The sequence below is a fragment of the Allobosea sp. 117 genome (assembly GCF_000702305.1).
Classification (GTDB): Bacteria; Pseudomonadota; Alphaproteobacteria; order Rhizobiales; family Xanthobacteraceae; genus Ancylobacter.
Map to the genome: position 1 here is coordinate 26,398 of NZ_JNLC01000010.1, position 17,833 is coordinate 44,230.

A 17,833-nucleotide genomic window follows, 5' to 3' on the forward strand; every position below is an offset into this window, starting at 1 on the left:
CGCGCTCACCCGACCGCCGCCTGCAGCGCGAAGGCCGCGAACAGGATGAGGCCGGCGTCGCGGTTGGAGCGAAACACGGCGAGGCAGAGGGCGGGGTCGTCGATGTCGAGGCGGCGGATCTGCCAGGCGAGATGCGCGGCGAAGGCGGCGAGCCCGGCATAGGCGATCACGCCGCCGCCGGCGCTGGCGATCGCCGCGCCGATCAGCAGGGCGGTTCCCGCATAGAGCGCGACCAGCCAGCCATGGGTGGACCGCCCGAACAGCCGGGCGGACGACTTCACGCCGATCAGCGCGTCATATTCGCGGTCGGGATGCGCATAGATCGTGTCGTAGCCGACCACCCACAGCACCGAGCCGGCATAGAGCAGCAGCGCCGCCGCCGGCAGCGCCTCCATCAGCGTGGCAAATCCCATCAGCGCGCCCCAGGAGAAGGCGAGGCCGAGCACGAGCTGGGGAATCCAGATGACGCGCTTCATCAGCGGGTAGATCGCCACCACGCCGAGCGAGGCCAGCGCCGTGAAAATCGCGAAGCGCGGCAGCGTCAGCAGCACGAGGAGGCCGGCCAGCGCCTGCACGACCAGGAAGGCGAAGGCGCCGCGCGGGCTCACCTGGCCGGAGGGGATCGGCCGCGCCCGGGTGCGCTCCACCCGCCCGTCTATGTCGCGGTCGAGTATGTCGTTCCAGGTGCAGCCGGCGCCGCGCATGGCGATCGAGCCGACCGCGAACAGCGCCAGCAGCGCGAGGCTCCACGCCGTCCACCCGGCGCCGGACATGTGCGCGGCGAGCGCGGTGGACCACCAGCAGGGGATGACGAGCAGCCAGGAGCCGATCGGCCGGTCGGCGCGGGCGAGGCGCAGGAAGGGGCGGGAGGCAGCCGGCGCGCGGTCGACCCAGCTCAGGGTCGCGTCGGCCGGGCGCGGGCCGGCGGATGTCGTGGAAGGTCCGGCCGGCGAAGCGTTCATCTGCGACCTATCCAGCCGGCGCCGCCCATGGCTCAGCGCAGCGCGCTGCCGCCGAGCGTGTCGAACACGCCGCCCTTCTGCTGGGAATGCTGCACGGAGGGGATGCCGCTCGGCAGGCCGAGGCCGGAGGAGAGCTGGCCCTGCGGCGGCGGCCCGCCGCCTCCACCTCCGCCGCCGCCGCTCTCGGCCATCGCGGCGGCCTTGCACACCTTGTTGCGGGTGTCGGCCACCTGCATGGTGTTGGCCTTCACCTTCTTCAGCAGGTCCGGCGGGACGCCGCAGTTCTGCTGGTTCTTGTTGAGGTAGTTGTAGAACTTCTCCTGCGCCGTCACGAAGTTGCGGAACATCGGGCAGAGCTCGACGGGGCCGGCCTTCTTCTTGATGCTGGCTTCGAGCTTCTTGCCGCGGGCGTCGAGATCGCCGCGCAGCACGTCGACGTCGGCCTGGCAATTGGTGGCGGGTCCGGGACGCTGCGACATGCCCGGCGCCGGCGAGAAGCCGCCGGCATCCGGGCCGGCCGGCGCCATGTCGGCGGGCGCCCCGTTGGGCACCGGTGACATGATCGCGCCGCCGCCGCCTTCGCCGATCCATTGCGCCTCGGCCGGCGCGACGAGCGACACGGCGAATGCGGCACCCGCCAATGCGCCGGCGAGAAGAAGGACGGGTCGGCGTCTGCCGCCCTCGAATGCACGCATCATGTCGTAACGGCCCGCACCAGAATTGACCAAGCGTGATACAGAGGCGCGAAAGATTGGGCAACATCACGGCGGGAACGGCATGAACGGCCATCTCCCGCGTGGATTGTCGGCATTTTAGGGGAATTTCCTTTATGGAGCCCTACGATTTTCGGGCCCAGCGGCTCTTTGTCCCCGATGATCTCGGGGCCGGCGCCGAGCTGAGCCTCGATCGCGACCGGGCGCATTATGTCGCGGACGTGATCCGGCTGCCGGTCGGCGGGGCCATCCACCTGTTCAACGGGCGCGACGGCGAATGGCGCGCGCTGCGCCAGCCGGCCGGGCGGCGCGACGTCGTGCTCGCCTGCGAGGCGCAGCTCCGCCCGCAGGCCGGCCTGGCCGATCTCGACTATGTGTTCGCCCCACTCAAGCATGCCCGGCTCGACTACATGGTGCAGAAGGCGGTGGAGATGGGCGCCGGCCGGCTGGTACCGGTCATCACCCGCCACACCCAAGCGAGCCGCGTCAACACCGAGCGCATGCGCGCCAATGTGATCGAGGCCGCCGAGCAATGCGGCATCCTCGCCTTGCCGGAGGTCGCCGAGCCGCTCGCCTTCGAGCGCTGGCTGGCGGCGCTGGAACCGGAGCGCCGGCTGGTGTTCTGCGACGAGGCGGCGGCCGGTGAACCGCCGGCCGTCCTCTCGGCCGCCGTGCGCGGTCCGCTCGCCGTGCTCATCGGCCCGGAAGGCGGCTTCGCCGACACCGAGCGCCGCGCGCTGCTCGCCCGCCCCGGCACCATCGTGCTCGCGCTCGGGCCGCGCATATTGCGTGCCGACACGGCGGCGGTGGCCGCCCTGGCGCTCATCGAGGCGGCACGCCAGCGGGCCTGAGCGGCATTTTTCGTGATGGAACCGGTTCGGTTCGCCGACGTTATCAGCCGGCTTGACCGGATCTGTGTGCAATGTCGACGTTCATTCGAAATGTTTCGCCTTTCGGTTTCATCGCTCACCGCATTGCAACAATAAATCGGCTAAACAATCTTGTATTTCTAAGGTCACACTTCAGGCTTAATCGACGCCAGTCTGATCATCCTCTGATTCGCAGCACGGATGCACCGTGTGTGCATGCCGGACTGCTGCGAATTTGAATGCTTTTAATAATAAGCATGGGGGAATGAACGATGAGCGAATACCGCATCGGGATCGAGGAGGAATATTTCGTCGTCGATTCCGAGACCAAGAGCGTGCTGCGCCGCATGCCCCCGGATTTCATGGAGCGGGCGCGCACCGCGCTCGGCACCTCCGTGTCGGGCGAGATGCTGCAGCCGCAGATCGAGGTGATGACCCGCCCGCACGTCTCCTCCGACGATGCCCGCGAGGAGCTGCGCGTGCTGCGGCGCGCGCTCGGGCAGGTGGCAAGCGATTTCGACCTCGCCTTCTTCGCCGCCGGCACCCATCCGACTGCCACCTGGCAGGGGGGCAAGCGCACGCCGGCGCAGCGCTATGATGGGCTGATGCACGACCTGCAGATGCTCGGCGAGCGCAACCTGCTCTGCGGCATGCATGTGCATGTCGAGCTGCCGGACCCCGACCTGCGCATCGATGTCATGCGGCGCATCCTGCCCTTCCTGCCGGTGTTCGTGGCGCTCGCCACCTCCTCGCCGTTCTGGGAATCCAAGCGTACCGGGCTGATGGGCTACCGGCTCGCCGCCTATGACGAGCTGCCGCGCACCGGCCTGCCGGAGCTGTTCGAGAGCGCGAAGGACTATGACGACTATATCGAGGCGCTGGTGGCGGCGCGGGCGATCCGCGATTCGAGCTATGTGTGGTGGGCGATCCGCCCGTCCGAGAAGCATCCGACGCTGGAGCTGCGGGCGCCCGATTCCTGCACGCGCATTGAGGATTCCATCGCCATCGCCACCCTCTACCGCGCGCTGGTGCGCCATCTGGTGCGCAACCCGAAATTCAACGCCGGCGTCGACGCGGTGGACCGCGCCATCGCCGCCGAGAACAAGTGGCGGGCGCAGCGCTACGGCATCCATGGCAGCTTCGTCGACCGCGCCGCCAAGCAGGCCGTTCCGGTCTCGCAGGCGGTCGAAACCCTGATCGACATGCTCGCCGACGATGCCCGCGCGCTCGGCGGCCTCGATCATCTGCGCCAGCTCAAGGCGATCACCCATGGCGGCACCAGCGCCGACATGCAGATCGCCGTCTATCAGGAGGCGGCGCACCGCACCGGCAACCGCGGCGAGGCGCTGCGCGCGGTGAAGACCTGGCTCACCCACGCCTCCGCGCAATAGCGGCCAGCCATTCCCCTGCGTCATGCCGGAACGGCCGGAAGGCCGTATCCGGGATCGCGACATAATGGCCGACGATCCCGGCTCTGCGCCCTGCGGGCTTCGGCCGGGATGACGGGAAAACACCCGATTTGCGTCGCCGTCCGGCCTGTGTATGGTCGCGCGCCCAGCATGCCGGCGGAGTGAGGAATGGCCCGCGACCAGATCGATACGCAGCCCGTAGAGAGCCGCGACCAGTTGGTCGCGTGGCTCGAAGAGGGCTGCAAGCCGGCCACCCGCTTCCGCATCGGCACCGAGCACGAGAAGTTCCCGTTCACGCTGAACGGGCACGAACCCATCCCCTATGAGGGCGAGGCCGGCATCCGCGCGCTGCTCGAGGGCATGCGCACGCTGAACGGCTGGGAGCCGATCATGGAGGGCGAGACCATCATCGGTCTTGCCGACAATGTCGGGGGCGGCGCCATCTCGCTGGAGCCCGGCGGCCAGTTCGAGCTCTCCGGCGCGCCGCTGATCTCCATCCACGAGACCTGCGCGGAAGTGAACGGCCATCTGGAGCAGGTGCGCGCGGTGGCCGAGCCGCTCGGCATCGGCTTCCTCGGGCTCGGTATGAGCCCGAAATGGACGCTGGGCGAGACGCCGGTGATGCCCAAGGGGCGCTACCGCATCATGGCGAACTACATGCCGAAAGTCGGCACCCGTGGCCTCGACATGATGTTCCGCACCTGCACCGTGCAGGTGAACCTCGATTTCGCCTCGGAAGCCGACATGGTGAAGAAGCTGCGGGTTGGCCTCGCTTTGCAGCCGGTCGCCACCGCGCTCTTCGCCAATTCGCCCTTCACGGAAGGAAAGCCCAACGGCTATCTGTCGTACCGCTCCGAGATCTGGCGCGACACCGACAACAACCGCGCCGGCATGCTGCCCTTTGCCTTCGAGGACGGCATGGGCTTCGAGCGCTATGTGGATTACGCGCTCGACGTGCCGATGTACTTCATCAAGCGCGGCGACACCTATATCGACGTCGCCGGCTCCTCCTTCCGCGACCTCCTCGCCGGCCGGCATCCTGCGCTGCCGGGCGAGCGGCCGGTGATCTCGGACTGGGCCAACCACCTCTCGACCATCTTCCCGGAGGTGCGCCTCAAGCGCTATCTGGAAATGCGCGGCGCCGATGGCGGCCCGTGGGCGCAGCTCTGCGCGCTCCCCGCCCTGTGGACCGGCCTCTATTACGATGCCGCCAGCCTCGATGCCGCCTGGGATCTCGTGAAGGGGTGGAGCGCGGCGGAGCGGCAGGCGCTGCGCGACGCGGTGCCGACGCAGGCGCTCGATGCCCGCATCGCCGGGCGCAGCGTGCGCGAGATCGCCGGCGACGTGCTCGCCATCGCCCGCGCCGGCCTCCTGCGCCGTGACATACGCGACAGCCAGGGCCGCGACGAGACGCGCTTCCTGCGCCCGCTCGATGAATGTGTCGCCAGCGGCCTCACCCCCGCCCAGAAGCTGCTGGCGCGTTATGAGGGCGAATGGCACCGCTCGGTGGAGCCGGTGTTCGAGGAAGACGCCTACTGAGCCGGGAGCGGCTTCCGCCTTCCGGTCAGCCTTCCCACGACCCCGCGCGATAGGTGCCGACGCTCCAGAGGTGGCCCTCCGGGTCGCGCACGGCGAATTCGCGCGAGCCATAGGGCGTGTCGTAGAGCTCCATCACCACCTCGGCGCCGGCCGCGACTGCGCGCTTCCACACTACGTCGGCATCCGGAACCACGAGATAGATGCCCTGCGTCACGCCGCCGGCGGCGCGCGGCGTCACCATGCCGAGATGGTCCTTCTTCACGCCGCCGAGCATGATGGCGCTGCTGCCGAGGCGGAGCTCCGCATGGGCGAGGCTGGCGTTCTCGCCCTCGACCATCAGGATCGGCGCGAAGCCGAGCACCTGGCCGAGCCACTTCACCGCCGCGAAGGGGTCGGCGTAGCGCAGGAACGGCACGACATCGCCGGGAACGGGCTGGGCTGCCATCTCATGCTCTCCCTGTGATGCTCCCTTGCCGGACCTCGCGGCCGAACGGCGGCGGGGTCGGAGTTCGGTCTCATTCCGCCGCGAGGGCGGCTTCCGAGATGTTGTCGAGGCCCTGGATCACGTGGTTGGCCAGCGCGTCGGCGAGCGGGGAGGGCTCGTGCCGGTTGCGCAGCAGTCCGATGCGGCAGGGCGCCAGCGCCGGATAGCCGTCGGAGGGTCCGAGCACCCGCATACCGGGACGCAGGCCCGATTCCGGCAGCACCGAGATGGCAAGGCCCGCCAGCACGGCGGCCGAGACGGCGGTGCTGTTCGACGAGGTGTAGAGGATCCGGAAGGGCCGACCGACCGTCTGCAGCTTGGCGATCGCCTCCTGCCGCCAGTTGCAGGTCTGGCGGCCGAGCGCCAGCGGCACCGGCTCCTCCAGATGCGCGGAATGGCGGTTGGAGCCGACCCAGAGCAGTTGCTCGCGCCGGATGATCTCGCTCTCGCGGTTGATCATCTCGCAGTCGGTGACGATGGCAAGGTCGAGGTCGCCGGTGTCGATGCGGTCGACCAGATCGGTCGAGGGGTCGCACACCACGGTGAGCTCGACATGGGGATGCGTGTTGGAGAACCGCGCCATGATCTCGGGCAGGTAGCGGTCGGCATAGTCGTCCGGCACGCCGAGCCGCACGCGGCCGGAAAGCTCGGCATTGGCGAGGCTCGCCACCGCCTCCATGTTCAGCTTCACGATGCGGCGGGCATAGTCGAGCAGGCGCTCGCCCTCCTCGGTCAGCTTCGAGGCCCGCCCGTCGCGGGCGAAGATCGGTTTGCCGACCCGCTCCTCCAGCCGCTTCATCTGCATGGAGACGGCCGACTGGGTCTTGTGGACCACCTCCGACGCTTTCGTGAAGCTGCCGGTTTCGGCGATCATCATGAATGTTCTTAATTGATCAATGTCGAGCAGCACGTTCATGAGTCCGTCCTCCGGCGCCGCGATATCAATGATGATGATAATTCAGATCATAAACATTCGCTAGTGTGATTATTCGATCTCCGTCATAACAGCAGTGTCGCGAACGGGCGCGGCGGTTTCGGGTGGCGGCATGGGGCCGTTTCCCGGAAAACGATGACCGCCCGCCGCTGCGCGGCCGACACGATGGAGGTATCAATGTCGTATATAGGCGAAACCCGCAGGACCGCGTTCGAAGCGTTCGGGGTCGCGGCGACGCAGCTTGCGCACGCCGCAGCCCTCCGTGCCGTCAACTTCGCAAAGGCGCTGCACCGCCGGCGCATCCTCGCCGAGCTCGGCGAGTTCGATGATCGCATGCTGCGCGACATCGGCCTGACCCGTGGCGATCTGCGCGACGCCGTCGCCGGCCCGCTCTGGCAGGACCCGACGTCCGTGCTGGTGGTGCGTGCGGTGGAGAAGCGCGCCGCGCGCCGGCTTGATCAGCGCGAGATGGCCCGTTCGCAGGATCTGCACTCCGACAGCCGTGATCTCATCGAATGCAAATGAGATCGCTTCCGATATTCGGTGGCACTCACCCCCTCTTGCCGCCGAACTGACGCCCGCCGGCCCGCGCCGGCGGGCGTTTTCTTTTGCGGCCCACGCGTCCGGCCCGGCTTCACCGCGAACGATCCTTGCAAACGATCCTTGCAGACGTGAAAAGACGCCCTTGCATCCGGGCGATGCCGCCGCGGATGCGCCGCTTCCCGTCTTCGCCCATATGCGGGGCGCCGGCATGTGCCGGCTGCGCCAACGGTTCGCGCATCTCGCCGCAACGTTGACGGCGACGTGCCGGCCCCGCAGAGAGAGACATGGACACCAGCAGCGTCCGGGCGCCCGCCGGGCACCCGCTCGAACTCGGCCTCGACACTTTCGGCGACGTGACCGCCGATGCCGCCGGCCAGCCCCTTCCCCATGCCGTGGTCATCCGCAACCTCGTCGAGGAGGGCGTGCTCGCCGACGAGCTCGGCATCGATTTCTTCGGCGTCGGCGAGCATCACCGGGCCGATTTCGCGATCTCGGCGCCGGAGGTGGTGCTGGCGGCGATCGCCGCGCGCACCAGGCGCATCCGCCTCGGCTCGGCGGTCACCGTGCTGAGCTCCGACGATCCGATCCGGGTGTTCCAGCGCTTCTCCACCGTCGACGCCATCTCGAACGGTCGCGCGGAGGTGATCCTCGGGCGCGGCTCCTTCACCGAATCCTTCCCGCTGTTCGGCTTCGACCTCGCCGACTACGAGAAGCTGTTCAGCGAGAAACTCGACCTGTTCGCCGCCCTGCTGTCCGAGAACGGCGGCGCGGAGGGCGTGAGCTGGAGCGGCACCACCCGCCCGGCGCTGAAGCACCAGCAGGTGTTCCCGCCGATCGAGCAGGGCCGGCTGAAGACCTGGATCGGGGTCGGCGGCAGCCCGGAATCGGTGGTGCGCGCGGCGACCTACGGCCTGCCGCTGATGCTCGCCATCATCGGCGGCGATCCGGCGCGCTTCCGCTCCTATGTCGATCTCTACCATCGCGCCTTCGCCCAGCTCGGCAGCGAGGTGCAGCCGATCGGCGTGCATTCGCCCGGCTATGTCGCCGATACCGACGAGCAGGCGAAGGAGGAATTCTTCCCCGGCTTCAAGGCCAATCGCGACCGCATCGGCGCCGAGCGCGGCTGGCCGCCCATGGGCCGCGACGAGTTCGAGCGCGAGATCGCGCGCGGCTCGCTCTATGTCGGCTCCCCCGAGACCGTCGCGCGGAAGATCGCCGCGACCGCGAAGGCGCTCGGCATCGCGCGCTTCGATCTGAAGTACAGCGCCGGCCCGCTCGCACACGAGAAGATGATGCGCTGTATCGAGCTCTATGGCCGCGAGGTCATCCCGCGGACGCGCGAGCTGCTGGGCTGATCCGGGGCGATTCCCGGCACGCCCAGCGTGTGGGCCTGCAACCTGACATGGCCGGGGTTTCGCCCCGGCCATGGAGGTCTTCGAGGGCGCCGGCGCCCGCCGGAAACCGTCATGAGGACGCCATTTCGCCTCGTGCGACCTAGCCATCTTGCCTAGGGCACCCACCGTCCCGCCGGATTGACGGACCGTACATGCGGGCGCAGTCTCCATGGTCATAAAGCCGACGTCCGCTATGGCAGGACCGACGCGACGACGCCGAATGGCGCGTCTGATCAAGGAGGAAACACATGTTCCAGCAGGCTCTGGAGAAGGTCTCCAGCAAGGTCCTCATTCGCGACCGTTACGACAACTTCATCGGCGGCAAGTGGGTGGCGCCGGTTGACGGCCGCTATTTTGATAATCCGAGCCCCATCACCGGCAACCGGCTGTGCCAGGTGCCGCGCTCCTCGGCGGCCGACATCGAGCTCGCGCTCGATGCCGCCCACAAGGCCAAGGATGCCTGGGGCAGCGCTTCCGCCGCCGAGCGGGCGCTGATCCTCAACAGGATCGCCGACCGGATGGAGAGCAATCTCGAGCTGCTCGCCCTCGTCGAGACGCTCGACAACGGCAAGCCGATCCGCGAGACGACCAATGCCGACATTCCGCTCGCCATCGACCATTTCCGCTATTTCGCGGGCGCGGTGAGGGCGCAGGAAGGCTCGATCTCGGAGATCGACCACGACACCGTGGCCTATCACTTCCACGAGCCGCTCGGCGTGGTCGGCCAGATCATCCCGTGGAACTTCCCCATCCTGATGGCGGTGTGGAAGCTCGCCCCGGCGCTGGCCGCGGGCAATTGCGTGGTGCTGAAGCCGGCCGAACAGACCCCGCTCAGCATCCTCGTGCTGATGGAGCTGGTCGCCGACATCCTGCCGCCGGGCGTCATCAACGTCGTCAACGGCTTCGGCATCGAGGCCGGCAAGCCGCTGGCGCAGTCGAAGCGCATCGCCAAGATCGCCTTCACCGGCGAGACGACGACGGGCCGGCTGATCATGCAGTACGCGTCCGACAACCTCATTCCGGTGACGCTGGAGCTCGGCGGCAAGTCGCCGAACATCTTCTTCGCCGACGTGATGCAGGCCGACGACGACTATTTCGACAAGGCGCTCGAAGGCTTCGCCATGTTCGCGCTGAACCAGGGTGAGGTCTGCACCTGCCCGAGCCGCGCGCTGGTGCAGGAATCGATCTATGACCGCTTCATGGAGCGCGCCGTCGCCCGCACCAAGAAGATCAAGCAGGGCCATCCGCTCGAATCCGACACCATGATCGGTGCCCAGGCCTCGAACGACCAGCTCGAGAAGATCCTGTCCTATCTCGACATCGGCAAGCAGGAGGGCGCCCGGGTGCTCACCGGTGGCAAGCGGGCCGAGTTCGGCGGCGAGCTCGCCGGCGGCTACTATGTCGAGCCGACCATCTTCGAGGGCACCAACAAGATGCGCATCTTCCAGGAGGAGATCTTCGGGCCTGTCGTCTCGGTCGCGAAGTTCAAGAATGAGGAGGAAGCGCTCGCCATCGCCAACGACACGCTCTACGGCCTCGGCGCCGGCGTGTGGACCCGCGACGGCAATCGCGCCTACCGCATGGGCCGCGCCATCCAGGCCGGCCGCGTGTGGACCAACTGCTACCACGCCTACCCGGCCCATGCGGCCTTCGGCGGCTACAAGCAGTCCGGCATCGGGCGCGAGACGCACAAGATGATGCTCGACCACTACCAGCAGACCAAGAACCTCTTGGTCAGCTACTCGACCAAGGCGCTCGGCTTCTTCTGAGCTCGGGCCAAGGGTTGCGGCGGGCCGGACCGCCCGCCGCTCCCCCAACTGCCCGGATGGCGCTTGCGCCGTCCGGGATCGTTCAACCGGAGGTCCCGCAATGGCGGCGAGGGTAGAGATCACCGACAAGGCGACAGAGGTCGTCGAGCGACTGAGGATTCAGCACGGTCCGCTGCTGTTCCATCAGTCCGGCGGCTGCTGCGACGGCTCGGCGCCGATGTGCTACCCGGCCAGCGAGTTCCGCGTCGGTCCGCAGGACGTGCTGCTCGGCGAGATCGCCGGCTGCAGCTTCTATATCGGTGCCGCGCAGTTCGAATATTGGCAGCACACCAAGCTGATCATCGACGTGGTGCCGGGGCGCGGCTCCGGCTTCTCGCTGGAGGCGCCGGAAGGCGTGCGCTTCCTCACCCGCTCGCGGCTCTTCACCGACGCCGAATCGGCCGAGCTCGACGCCGCCGGCCCGCCGCTGCGCGGCGCGGCCTGACGGGACGACCACCTCCACCGCTCAGGATTCGGCCGGGTCGCGGATCTCGGCCTGCAGGAAGTCGAGATGGGCGCGCGCGGCCTGCGCGGTCACGCGCTCGATCGTGCGATAGCGGGCGACCAGCTCCTCGCCGAAGGGGGTGAGCTGGGCGCCGCCGCCATGCCGGCCGCCGGCCTGCGAGATGACCACGGCGCGCCCGAAGATGTGGCCGAGCTCGTCGACGAGCTCCCAGGCCCGGCGATAGGACATCTTCATCGAGCGCCCGGCGGCGGAGATAGAGCCGGTGCGCGCGATCGCCTCCAGAAGCGCGATCTTGCCCGGGCCGATCCGGCCCTGCGGCGCGATGTCGATCCTGATGCTGAGTGAAGCCATCCTGTCCCGGCCCTGTCGAACGATGCCCCCCGCATCGCTTCGGACGCGGCGAGAGGAAGGTTCCGCGCCGCGCGCCCGGCGTCAACCGCGTGCCATGTGGGCGGGCTGATCATCGTCAAGGCGGCGGCACCTCCGCGCCGCCATGATGCGCGGAAATGATAGGAACAGAGATGGTCGCCGCCGCGGCCTGCTGAGGGTCTTGAACACGATGGACGCATCCGCCAAACCCGCCGCCCGATCCGGTGCCGCACGCGCGGTCGCCAAACCGGCGGCCAAGCCAGCGGCCGAACCGGAGGCCAAGCCGCCCGTTCTGCCGCCGGCGCGGTCCCTCCCGCTGCATCCGTCGCCGTTGCCGTACCGGGGCGACGACCAGCTCACCAGCGAGGGCTTCCGCGCCGCCGACCGCCTCGCCAGCGCGACGCTGGCGCGCGCCACCTTCGGCCTGTCGCCGCAGGCGCTATGGCTCGCCTTCGCCGACTGGGGCATCCATCTCGCGGGCGCGCCCGGCAAGCGCACTGATCTCGTCCTGAAGGCGGGGCGCAAGGCGGCGCGGCTCGGCAGCCACCTGTTCAACTGCGCACTCGACCCGAAGGCGCCCTGCTGCATCGAGCCGCTTCCCGGTGATTCGCGCTTCTCCGGCCCGCTCTGGCAGGCCATGCCCTATCGCGCCTGGTACCAGGCGTTCCTGCTCACCCAGCAATGGTGGCACAACGCCACCCACGAGGTGCCGGGCGTCTCAAAACACCACGAGGATGTGGTCTCCTTCGCGATCCGGCAGGTTCTCGACGTCGCCTCGCCGGCCAACCTCCCCTTCGCCAATCCCGAGGTGATCGAGCGCACCGTCTCGACCGGCGGCACCAACCTGATCGAGGGTGCGCGCAATTTCCTCGAGGACGTCGGCCACACCCTCTCCGGCCGTCCGCCGGTCGGCACCGAGGCGTTCCGGGTCGGCGAGGAGGTGGCGACCACCCCCGGCAAGGTGGTGTTCCGCAACGAGCTGATCGAGCTGATCCAGTACGCGCCGGCGACCAAGGCCGTCGCCGCCGAGCCGGTGCTGATCGTGCCGGCCTGGATCATGAAGTACTACATCCTCGACCTGTCGCCGCAGAACTCGCTGATCCGCTTCCTGGTCGAGCAGGGCCACACTGTCTTCTGCGTTTCCTGGCGCAATGTCACCGCGCATGACCGCGAGCTGTCGCTCGACGATTATCGCCGCCTCGGCGTGATGGCGGCGCTCGATGCGGTGGGCGCCATCACCGGCGGCGCCAGAGTGCATGGCTGCGGCTATTGCCTCGGCGGCACGCTGCTGACGATCGCCGCCGCCGCCATGGCCGAGCGGGACGACGAGCGGCTCGCCTCGCTCACCCTGTTCGCCGCGCAGGTCGATTTCACCGAGCCGGGCGAATTGCAGCTCTTCATCGACGACAGCCAGCTCGCCTTCCTCGAGGCGATGATGTGGGAGCGCGGCACGCTCGACGCCTCGCAGATGGCCGGCGCCTTCCAGATGCTGCGCTCCAACGACCTCGTCTGGTCGCGGGTGGTGCATGATTACCTGATGGGCGAGCGCCAGCCGATGAACGACCTCATGGCCTGGAATGCCGACGCCACCCGCATGCCCTACCGCATGCACTCGGAATATCTGCGCAAGCTCTTCCTCGACAACGACCTCGCCTCCGGGCGCTATGTCGTCGAGGGCCGGCCGATCGCGCTGCAGAACATCCGCGTGCCGATCTTCGCGGTCGGCACCGAGCGCGACCATGTCGCGCCGTGGCGGTCGGCCTACAAGATCCATTATCTGACCGACACCGACATCACCTTCGTGCTGAGCAGCGGCGGCCACAATGCCGGCATCGTCAGCGAGCCCGGCCACAAGGGCCGGCACTTCCACATGGCGACCACGCCGGCCAACGCGCCGCGGCTCGATCCCGACGAGTGGATGGTGACGGTGGCCGACCATGAGGGAAGCTGGTGGCTCGCCTGGCACGAATGGCTCGACCGCCGCTCGGCCGCCGCTGAGGTGGCGCCGCCCCCGCTCGGCCTGCCGGGCACGCAATATGCGCCCCGCGAGGACGCGCCGGGCCTCTACGTGCTGCAGGGCTGAGAGCCGCCCGCCTCAGGCGGCGAGCTTGGCCATCACCATGCGGAAACCTTCGCGCGCGCTGTCGCGGTCGCGGTGACGGCCACCCGAGACGACCTTCTCGCCGCGCCGGAACACGCAGTCGACCACCGGACGGGCGCTGGCGAAGATCCAGCCGTCGAGCACCGAGGCTGCCGGCGCCGGGGCGAGCGAGGGCTCCGCGCGCGACAGCGTGACGATGTCGGCGGAGACCCCGGCGGCGAGGGCGGAGGGCGCGCCGAGCGCCTGTGCCCCGCCCGCAAGGGCGGCCTCGAACAGCGTCTGGCCGGTCGAGAGCCCCGCACCCGCCGCCATCACGTTGCGCGCGCGCAGGCCCAGGCGCTGGGAATATTCGAGCATGCGCAGCTCCTGGGCGGCGTCGATCAGCACGTTGGAATCCGAGCCGACGCCGTAGCGCCCGCCCTCGGCAACAAATAGCGGGGCGGGGAAGATGCCGTCGCCGAGATTGGCCTCGGTGATCGGGCAGAGTCCCGCCACCGCGCCCGAGCGGGCGAGCCGGCGGGTCTCGTCCTCGGTCATGTGGGTGGCGTGGATCAGGCACCAGCGCCCGTCCACCGGCGCGATGTCGTAGAGCCGGTCGACCGGCCGCCGCCCGCAATAGGCGAGGCAGTCCTCGACCTCCTTGGTCTGCTCGGCGACATGGATGTGGATCGGCCCGCCCTTGGCCAGCGGCGCCACAGTGGCGATCTCCTCCGGGGTGGCGGCGCGCAGGCTGTGCGGGGCGAGGCCGAGCACGGCGTCGGGCAGCGCCTTCAGATGCGCCGCGCCGCTCTCCATCAGCCGGGCGAAGCTGTCGGGATCGTTGATGAAGCGGCGCTGGCCGGGATTGGGCGCGGCGCCGCCGAAATTGCCGTGGGCGTAGAAGACCGGCAACAGCGTGAGCGCGATGCCGGTCGAGCCCGCCGCCTGCGCGATGCGGCCGGCAAGCTCGCCGATGTCGGCATAGTGCCGCCCGTCGCGGTCATGATGCAGATAATGGAACTCGCCGACGCGGGTGAAGCCGGCCTCCAGCATCTCGACATAGGCGAGCCGCGCGATCGCCTCGACGTCCTGCGGATCCATCACCCCGAGCCGGCGATACATCTCCTCGCGCCAGGTCCAGAAGCTGTCGGCGCCGGGACCGCGAACCTCGGTGAAGCCGGCCATGGCGCGCTGGAAGGCGTGGCTGTGCAGGTTCGGCAGGCCGGGCAGGCCGATCGCGTGACGCTCCGCGCCGGCGGCATCGGCTCCGGTAGAAACGCCCGCGATCACGCCTTTTTCGATCTCGATGCGGACCCCATGCGCCCAGCCCTCCGGCAGCAGGGCGTTCTCGAACCACAGGCTGGTGGTGCGGCTGGTCATGGCGCTGGCGTTCTCCGTGCGAAGCAAAATCGCCGGTGCCGGACCCCGCGGAACGATCGGCGGGGCTGGCGTCCCGGTTCACGATTATGTATAGACATTATCCGCGCGGCTGCCAAACCCTCAATGCCGCTCGCGAGGATCTCGAATGCGCTGTGATCGTGTGTGGCGTGGGGCGCGGATCGCCACCCTTGCACCGGAAGCCGCTGGCCTCGGCGTCATCGAGGGTGGGGTGATCGCCGCGCGCGACGGACGCATCGCTTATGTCGGCCCGGCCGACGCGGCGCCCGCTTTCGAGGCCGGCGAGACCATCGACTGCGAAGGTCGCTGGATCACGCCGGGGCTGGTCGACTGCCACACCCATCTCATCTTCGGCGGCAACCGCGCGCATGAGTTCGAGCTGCGCCTCGCCGGCGCCTCCTATGAGGAGATCGCCCGTGCCGGCGGCGGCATCGTCTCGACCATGAAGGCGACCCGCGCCGCCAGCGAAGCCGAGCTTGTCGCGCGCGCCCTGCCGCGCCTCGACGCGCTGCTGGCGGAGGGCGTCACCACCATCGAGGTGAAGTCCGGCTATGGGCTCTCGCGCGAGGCGGAGCTGAAGAGCCTCAAGGCCGCCCGCGCGCTGGGCACGCATCGCCCGGTCGATGTCGTCACCACCTATCTCGGCGCCCATGCGCTCCCCCCCGAAGCGAATGGCGACAAGGCGCGCTACATCGACGAGGTCATCGCGCTGCTGCCGGAGATCAAGGCGCAGGGCCTCGCCGATGCGGTCGACGCCTTCTGCGAGGGCATCGCCTTTTCGCCGGATGAGGTCGCGCGCCTGTTCGAAGCGGCCCGCGCGCAGGGCCTGCCGGTGAAGCTGCACGCCGACCAGCTCTCGAACCTCCATGGCGCGAAGCTGGCGGCCGAGTTCGGCGCACTCTCGGCCGACCATCTCGAACACACCGATGACGAGGGTGCCGCCGCCATGGCCAGGGCCGGCACCGTCGCCGTGCTGCTGCCGGGCGCGTTCTACTTCATCCGCGAGACCAAGGTTCCGCCGGTCGAGCTGTTCCGCAGGCACGGCACGCATATGGCGCTGGCGACCGACTGCAATCCCGGCACCTCGCCGCTCACCTCGCTGCTGCTCACCATGAACATGGGCGCGACCCTGTTCCGCATGACGGTCGACGAATGCCTCGCCGGGGTGACGCGCGAGGCGGCGCGGGCGCTGGGACGGCTCGATTCCATCGGCACGCTGGAAGCCGGCAAGTTCTGCGACCTCGCCATCTGGGACATCGAGCGCCCGGCCGAGCTGGTCTACCGCATGGGTTTCAACCCGCTGCATGCGCGGGTGTGGAGGGGACAATGACCACCATCGTGCTGAAACCGGGCGAGGTTTCGCTCGCCGAGTGGCGCGCCATCTATCGCGGCGCCTCCGTCGCGCTCGATCCGGCCTGTGCGCCGAAGGTGGCGAAGGCCGCCGCCGCGGTCGCCGCCATCGTCAACAAGGGCGAGCCGGTCTACGGCATCAATACCGGCTTCGGTAAGCTCGCCAGCGTGCGCATTCCGGCCGCCGACCTCGCCACCCTCCAGCGCAACATCGTGCTCTCCCATGCCGCCGGCGTCGGCGAGCCGATGCCGGTCCCGGTCGCGCGGCTGATGATGGCGCTGAAGCTCGCCAGCCTCGCGCAGGGTGCATCTGGCGTGCAGCCGGCGACGCTCGCGCTGCTGGAGGCCATGCTGGCGAAGGGCCTCACCCCGATGGTGCCGTGCCAGGGCTCGGTCGGCGCCTCGGGCGACCTCGCACCGCTCTCGCACATGACCGCGACCATGATCGGCGTCGGCGAGATCTTCGTCGACGGCACCCGCCTGCCGGCGCTGCCCGCGCTGGAGGATGCCGGCCTCACCCCGCTGCTGCTCGGCCCGAAGGAAGGGCTGGCGCTGCTCAACGGCACGCAGTTCTCCACCGCCAATGCGCTGGCCGGCCTGTTCGAGGCGGAGAACCTGTTCCGCTCGGCGCTGGTCACCGGCGCGCTCTCGACCGACGCCGCGCGCGGCTCGGACGCGCCGTTCGACCCGCGCATCCACCAGCTCCGCAGGCATACAGGCCAGATCGAGACCGCTGAAGCACTGCGCAAGCTGATGGCCGGCTCGGCCATCCGCGCCTCGCACCTCGTCGGCGACGAACGGGTGCAGGACCCCTATTGCCTGCGCTGCCAGCCGCAGGTGATGGGCGCGGCGCTCGACGTGCTGCGGCAGGCCGCGGGCACGCTGGAGACCGAGGCCAACGGCGTCTCCGACAATCCGCTGATCTTCCCGGAGGAGGGCGAGGCGCTTTCCGGCGGCAATTTCCACGCCGAGCCGGTGGCGTTTGCCGCCGACATGATCGCGCTCGCCGTGTGCGAGATCGGCTCGCTCGCCGAGCGTCGCATCGCCATGCTGGTCGATCCGGCGCTGTCCGGCATGCCGGCCTTCCTCACCCCCAAGCCGGGGCTGAACTCCGGCTTCATGATCCCGCAGGTCACCGCCGCCGCGCTCGTCTCCGAGAACAAGCAGAAGGCCTATCCGGCGAGTGTCGATTCCATCCCGACCTCGGCCAATCAGGAGGACCACGTCTCCATGGCCGCCCATGGCGCCCGCCGGCTGATGGGCATGGTCGAGAACGCGGTCGCGGTGCTCGGCATCGAGCTGCTGGCCGCCGCGCAGGGCTGCGACTTCCACCAGCCGCTCGCCTCCTCGCCCGTGCTGGAGGAGGTGCGCGCCACCATCCGGGGCGAGGTGCCGCATCTCGACGATGACCGCTATTTCGCGCCCGACATGGAGGCGGCCAACGCGCTCATCCGCTCCGGCGCCATCGCCGGGCTGGCCGGCGACCTGCTGCCGGCGATTTCGGGGGAGTGAGGG

16 protein-coding genes are annotated in these 17,833 nt (G+C 69.1%); 10 read left to right on the plus strand and 6 right to left on the minus strand.

All coding sequences use genetic code 11. The features are described 5' to 3' along the window. Positions 1-5: 5 nt before the first annotated feature. The gene (gene ubiA, locus U742_RS0102210) at positions 6-962 is read right to left on the minus strand and encodes a 4-hydroxybenzoate octaprenyltransferase (RefSeq protein WP_029349618.1); all 957 of its coding nucleotides are present in this window, start codon (positions 960-962) and stop codon (positions 6-8) included. Between the two features lie 32 nt (positions 963-994). Then, a complete protein-coding gene (locus U742_RS21840; RefSeq protein ID WP_248310237.1) occupies positions 995-1,582 on the minus strand; it encodes a hypothetical protein in 588 nt (195 codons plus the stop codon). A 209-nt stretch (positions 1,583-1,791) separates the two neighbouring features. Between U742_RS21840 and U742_RS0102220 the strand changes: the two genes are divergently transcribed. The 3 genes from U742_RS0102220 (at position 1,792) to U742_RS0102230 (ending at position 5,492) form a co-directional block, all read left to right on the plus strand. Further along, entirely contained in the window at positions 1,792-2,526 is a 735-nt protein-coding gene (locus U742_RS0102220; protein ID WP_029349622.1) for a 16S rRNA (uracil(1498)-N(3))-methyltransferase, read from the plus strand. Positions 2,527-2,816: 290 nt separating this feature from the next. Further along, entirely contained in the window at positions 2,817-3,935 is a 1,119-nt protein-coding gene (locus tag U742_RS0102225) for a carboxylate-amine ligase (RefSeq protein WP_029349625.1), read from the plus strand. A 186-nt stretch (positions 3,936-4,121) separates the two neighbouring features. After that, positions 4,122-5,492, plus strand: coding sequence for a glutamate--cysteine ligase (locus tag U742_RS0102230; protein WP_029349626.1), 1,371 nt, complete (start codon positions 4,122-4,124; stop codon positions 5,490-5,492). Between the two features lie 25 nt (positions 5,493-5,517). On the opposite strand, the gene U742_RS0102235 is transcribed toward U742_RS0102230, so the two are convergent. Together U742_RS0102235 and U742_RS0102240 are read right to left on the minus strand one after the other, a co-directional pair. Continuing rightward, positions 5,518-5,937 (minus strand): VOC family protein, encoded by a 420-nt coding sequence (locus U742_RS0102235; protein WP_029349627.1) that lies wholly within the window; start codon positions 5,935-5,937, stop codon positions 5,518-5,520. A 70-nt stretch (positions 5,938-6,007) separates the two neighbouring features. Continuing rightward, positions 6,008-6,892 (minus strand): LysR substrate-binding domain-containing protein, encoded by an 885-nt coding sequence (locus U742_RS0102240; RefSeq protein WP_029349628.1) that lies wholly within the window; start codon positions 6,890-6,892, stop codon positions 6,008-6,010. A 153-nt stretch (positions 6,893-7,045) separates the two neighbouring features. Here U742_RS0102240 and U742_RS0102245 point away from each other — a divergent pair, with 153 nt between their 5' ends. The 4 genes from U742_RS0102245 (at position 7,046) to U742_RS0102260 (ending at position 11,100) form a co-directional block, all read left to right on the plus strand. Then, entirely contained in the window at positions 7,046-7,435 is a 390-nt protein-coding gene (locus U742_RS0102245; RefSeq protein WP_051660785.1) for a DUF1127 domain-containing protein, read from the plus strand. Between the two features lie 302 nt (positions 7,436-7,737). After that, positions 7,738-8,808 (plus strand): LLM class flavin-dependent oxidoreductase, encoded by a 1,071-nt coding sequence (locus U742_RS0102250; RefSeq protein ID WP_029349632.1) that lies wholly within the window; start codon positions 7,738-7,740, stop codon positions 8,806-8,808. A gap of 287 nt (positions 8,809-9,095) precedes the next feature. Beyond that, the gene (adh, locus tag U742_RS0102255; RefSeq protein ID WP_029349634.1) at positions 9,096-10,616 is read left to right on the plus strand and encodes an aldehyde dehydrogenase; all 1,521 of its coding nucleotides are present in this window, start codon (positions 9,096-9,098) and stop codon (positions 10,614-10,616) included. Positions 10,617-10,716: 100 nt separating this feature from the next. Then, entirely contained in the window at positions 10,717-11,100 is a 384-nt protein-coding gene (locus U742_RS0102260) for a DUF779 domain-containing protein (RefSeq protein WP_029349635.1), read from the plus strand. A 21-nt stretch (positions 11,101-11,121) separates the two neighbouring features. On the opposite strand, the gene U742_RS0102265 is transcribed toward U742_RS0102260, so the two are convergent. Further along, positions 11,122-11,472, minus strand: coding sequence for a winged helix-turn-helix domain-containing protein (locus tag U742_RS0102265; RefSeq protein ID WP_029349637.1), 351 nt, complete (start codon positions 11,470-11,472; stop codon positions 11,122-11,124). A gap of 349 nt (positions 11,473-11,821) precedes the next feature. Here U742_RS0102265 and U742_RS0102270 point away from each other — a divergent pair, with 349 nt between their 5' ends. Beyond that, complete coding sequence (locus tag U742_RS0102270) at positions 11,822-13,573, plus strand: PHA/PHB synthase family protein (protein WP_038360513.1); 1,752 nt, start codon at positions 11,822-11,824, stop codon at positions 13,571-13,573. A gap of 12 nt (positions 13,574-13,585) precedes the next feature. Here U742_RS0102270 and U742_RS0102275 read toward each other — a convergent pair whose 3' ends face one another. Next, positions 13,586-14,950, minus strand: coding sequence for a formimidoylglutamate deiminase (locus U742_RS0102275; RefSeq protein WP_029349641.1), 1,365 nt, complete (start codon positions 14,948-14,950; stop codon positions 13,586-13,588). 145 nt (positions 14,951-15,095) lie between these two features. Between U742_RS0102275 and hutI the strand changes: the two genes are divergently transcribed. Together hutI and hutH are read left to right on the plus strand one after the other, a co-directional pair. Then, positions 15,096-16,298: an imidazolonepropionase gene (gene hutI / locus U742_RS0102280; protein ID WP_029349643.1), complete on the plus strand. Its 1,203-nt coding sequence runs from the start codon at positions 15,096-15,098 to the stop codon at positions 16,296-16,298. Further along, entirely contained in the window at positions 16,295-17,830 is a 1,536-nt protein-coding gene (gene hutH / locus U742_RS0102285) for a histidine ammonia-lyase (RefSeq protein ID WP_029349645.1), read from the plus strand. Before hutI ends, hutH begins: the two co-directional genes overlap by 4 nt. Positions 17,831-17,833 lie beyond the last annotated feature (3 nt).

Excerpts from the sequence above, each read along its gene's own strand:
- U742_RS0102275 (WP_029349641.1), bottom strand. The coding sequence starts at position 14,950 with ATGACCAGCCGCACCACCAGCCTGTGGTTCGAGAACGCCCTGCTGCCG.
- U742_RS0102225 (WP_029349625.1), top strand. The coding sequence starts at position 2,817 with ATGAGCGAATACCGCATCGGGATCGAGGAGGAATATTTCGTCGTCGAT.
- U742_RS0102250 (WP_029349632.1), top strand. The coding sequence starts at position 7,738 with ATGGACACCAGCAGCGTCCGGGCGCCCGCCGGGCACCCGCTCGAACTC.
- U742_RS0102265 (WP_029349637.1), bottom strand. The coding sequence starts at position 11,472 with ATGGCTTCACTCAGCATCAGGATCGACATCGCGCCGCAGGGCCGGATC.
- U742_RS0102240 (WP_029349628.1), bottom strand. The coding sequence starts at position 6,892 with ATGAACGTGCTGCTCGACATTGATCAATTAAGAACATTCATGATGATC.
- U742_RS0102235 (WP_029349627.1), bottom strand. The coding sequence starts at position 5,937 with ATGGCAGCCCAGCCCGTTCCCGGCGATGTCGTGCCGTTCCTGCGCTAC.
- ubiA (WP_029349618.1), bottom strand. The coding sequence starts at position 962 with ATGAACGCTTCGCCGGCCGGACCTTCCACGACATCCGCCGGCCCGCGC.
- adh (WP_029349634.1), top strand. The coding sequence starts at position 9,096 with ATGTTCCAGCAGGCTCTGGAGAAGGTCTCCAGCAAGGTCCTCATTCGC.
- U742_RS0102220 (WP_029349622.1), top strand. The coding sequence starts at position 1,792 with ATGGAGCCCTACGATTTTCGGGCCCAGCGGCTCTTTGTCCCCGATGAT.
- hutI (WP_029349643.1), top strand. The coding sequence starts at position 15,096 with ATGCGCTGTGATCGTGTGTGGCGTGGGGCGCGGATCGCCACCCTTGCA.
- U742_RS0102260 (WP_029349635.1), top strand. The coding sequence starts at position 10,717 with ATGGCGGCGAGGGTAGAGATCACCGACAAGGCGACAGAGGTCGTCGAG.
- U742_RS0102245 (WP_051660785.1), top strand. The coding sequence starts at position 7,046 with ATGACCGCCCGCCGCTGCGCGGCCGACACGATGGAGGTATCAATGTCG.
- hutH (WP_029349645.1), top strand. The coding sequence starts at position 16,295 with ATGACCACCATCGTGCTGAAACCGGGCGAGGTTTCGCTCGCCGAGTGG.
- U742_RS0102230 (WP_029349626.1), top strand. The coding sequence starts at position 4,122 with ATGGCCCGCGACCAGATCGATACGCAGCCCGTAGAGAGCCGCGACCAG.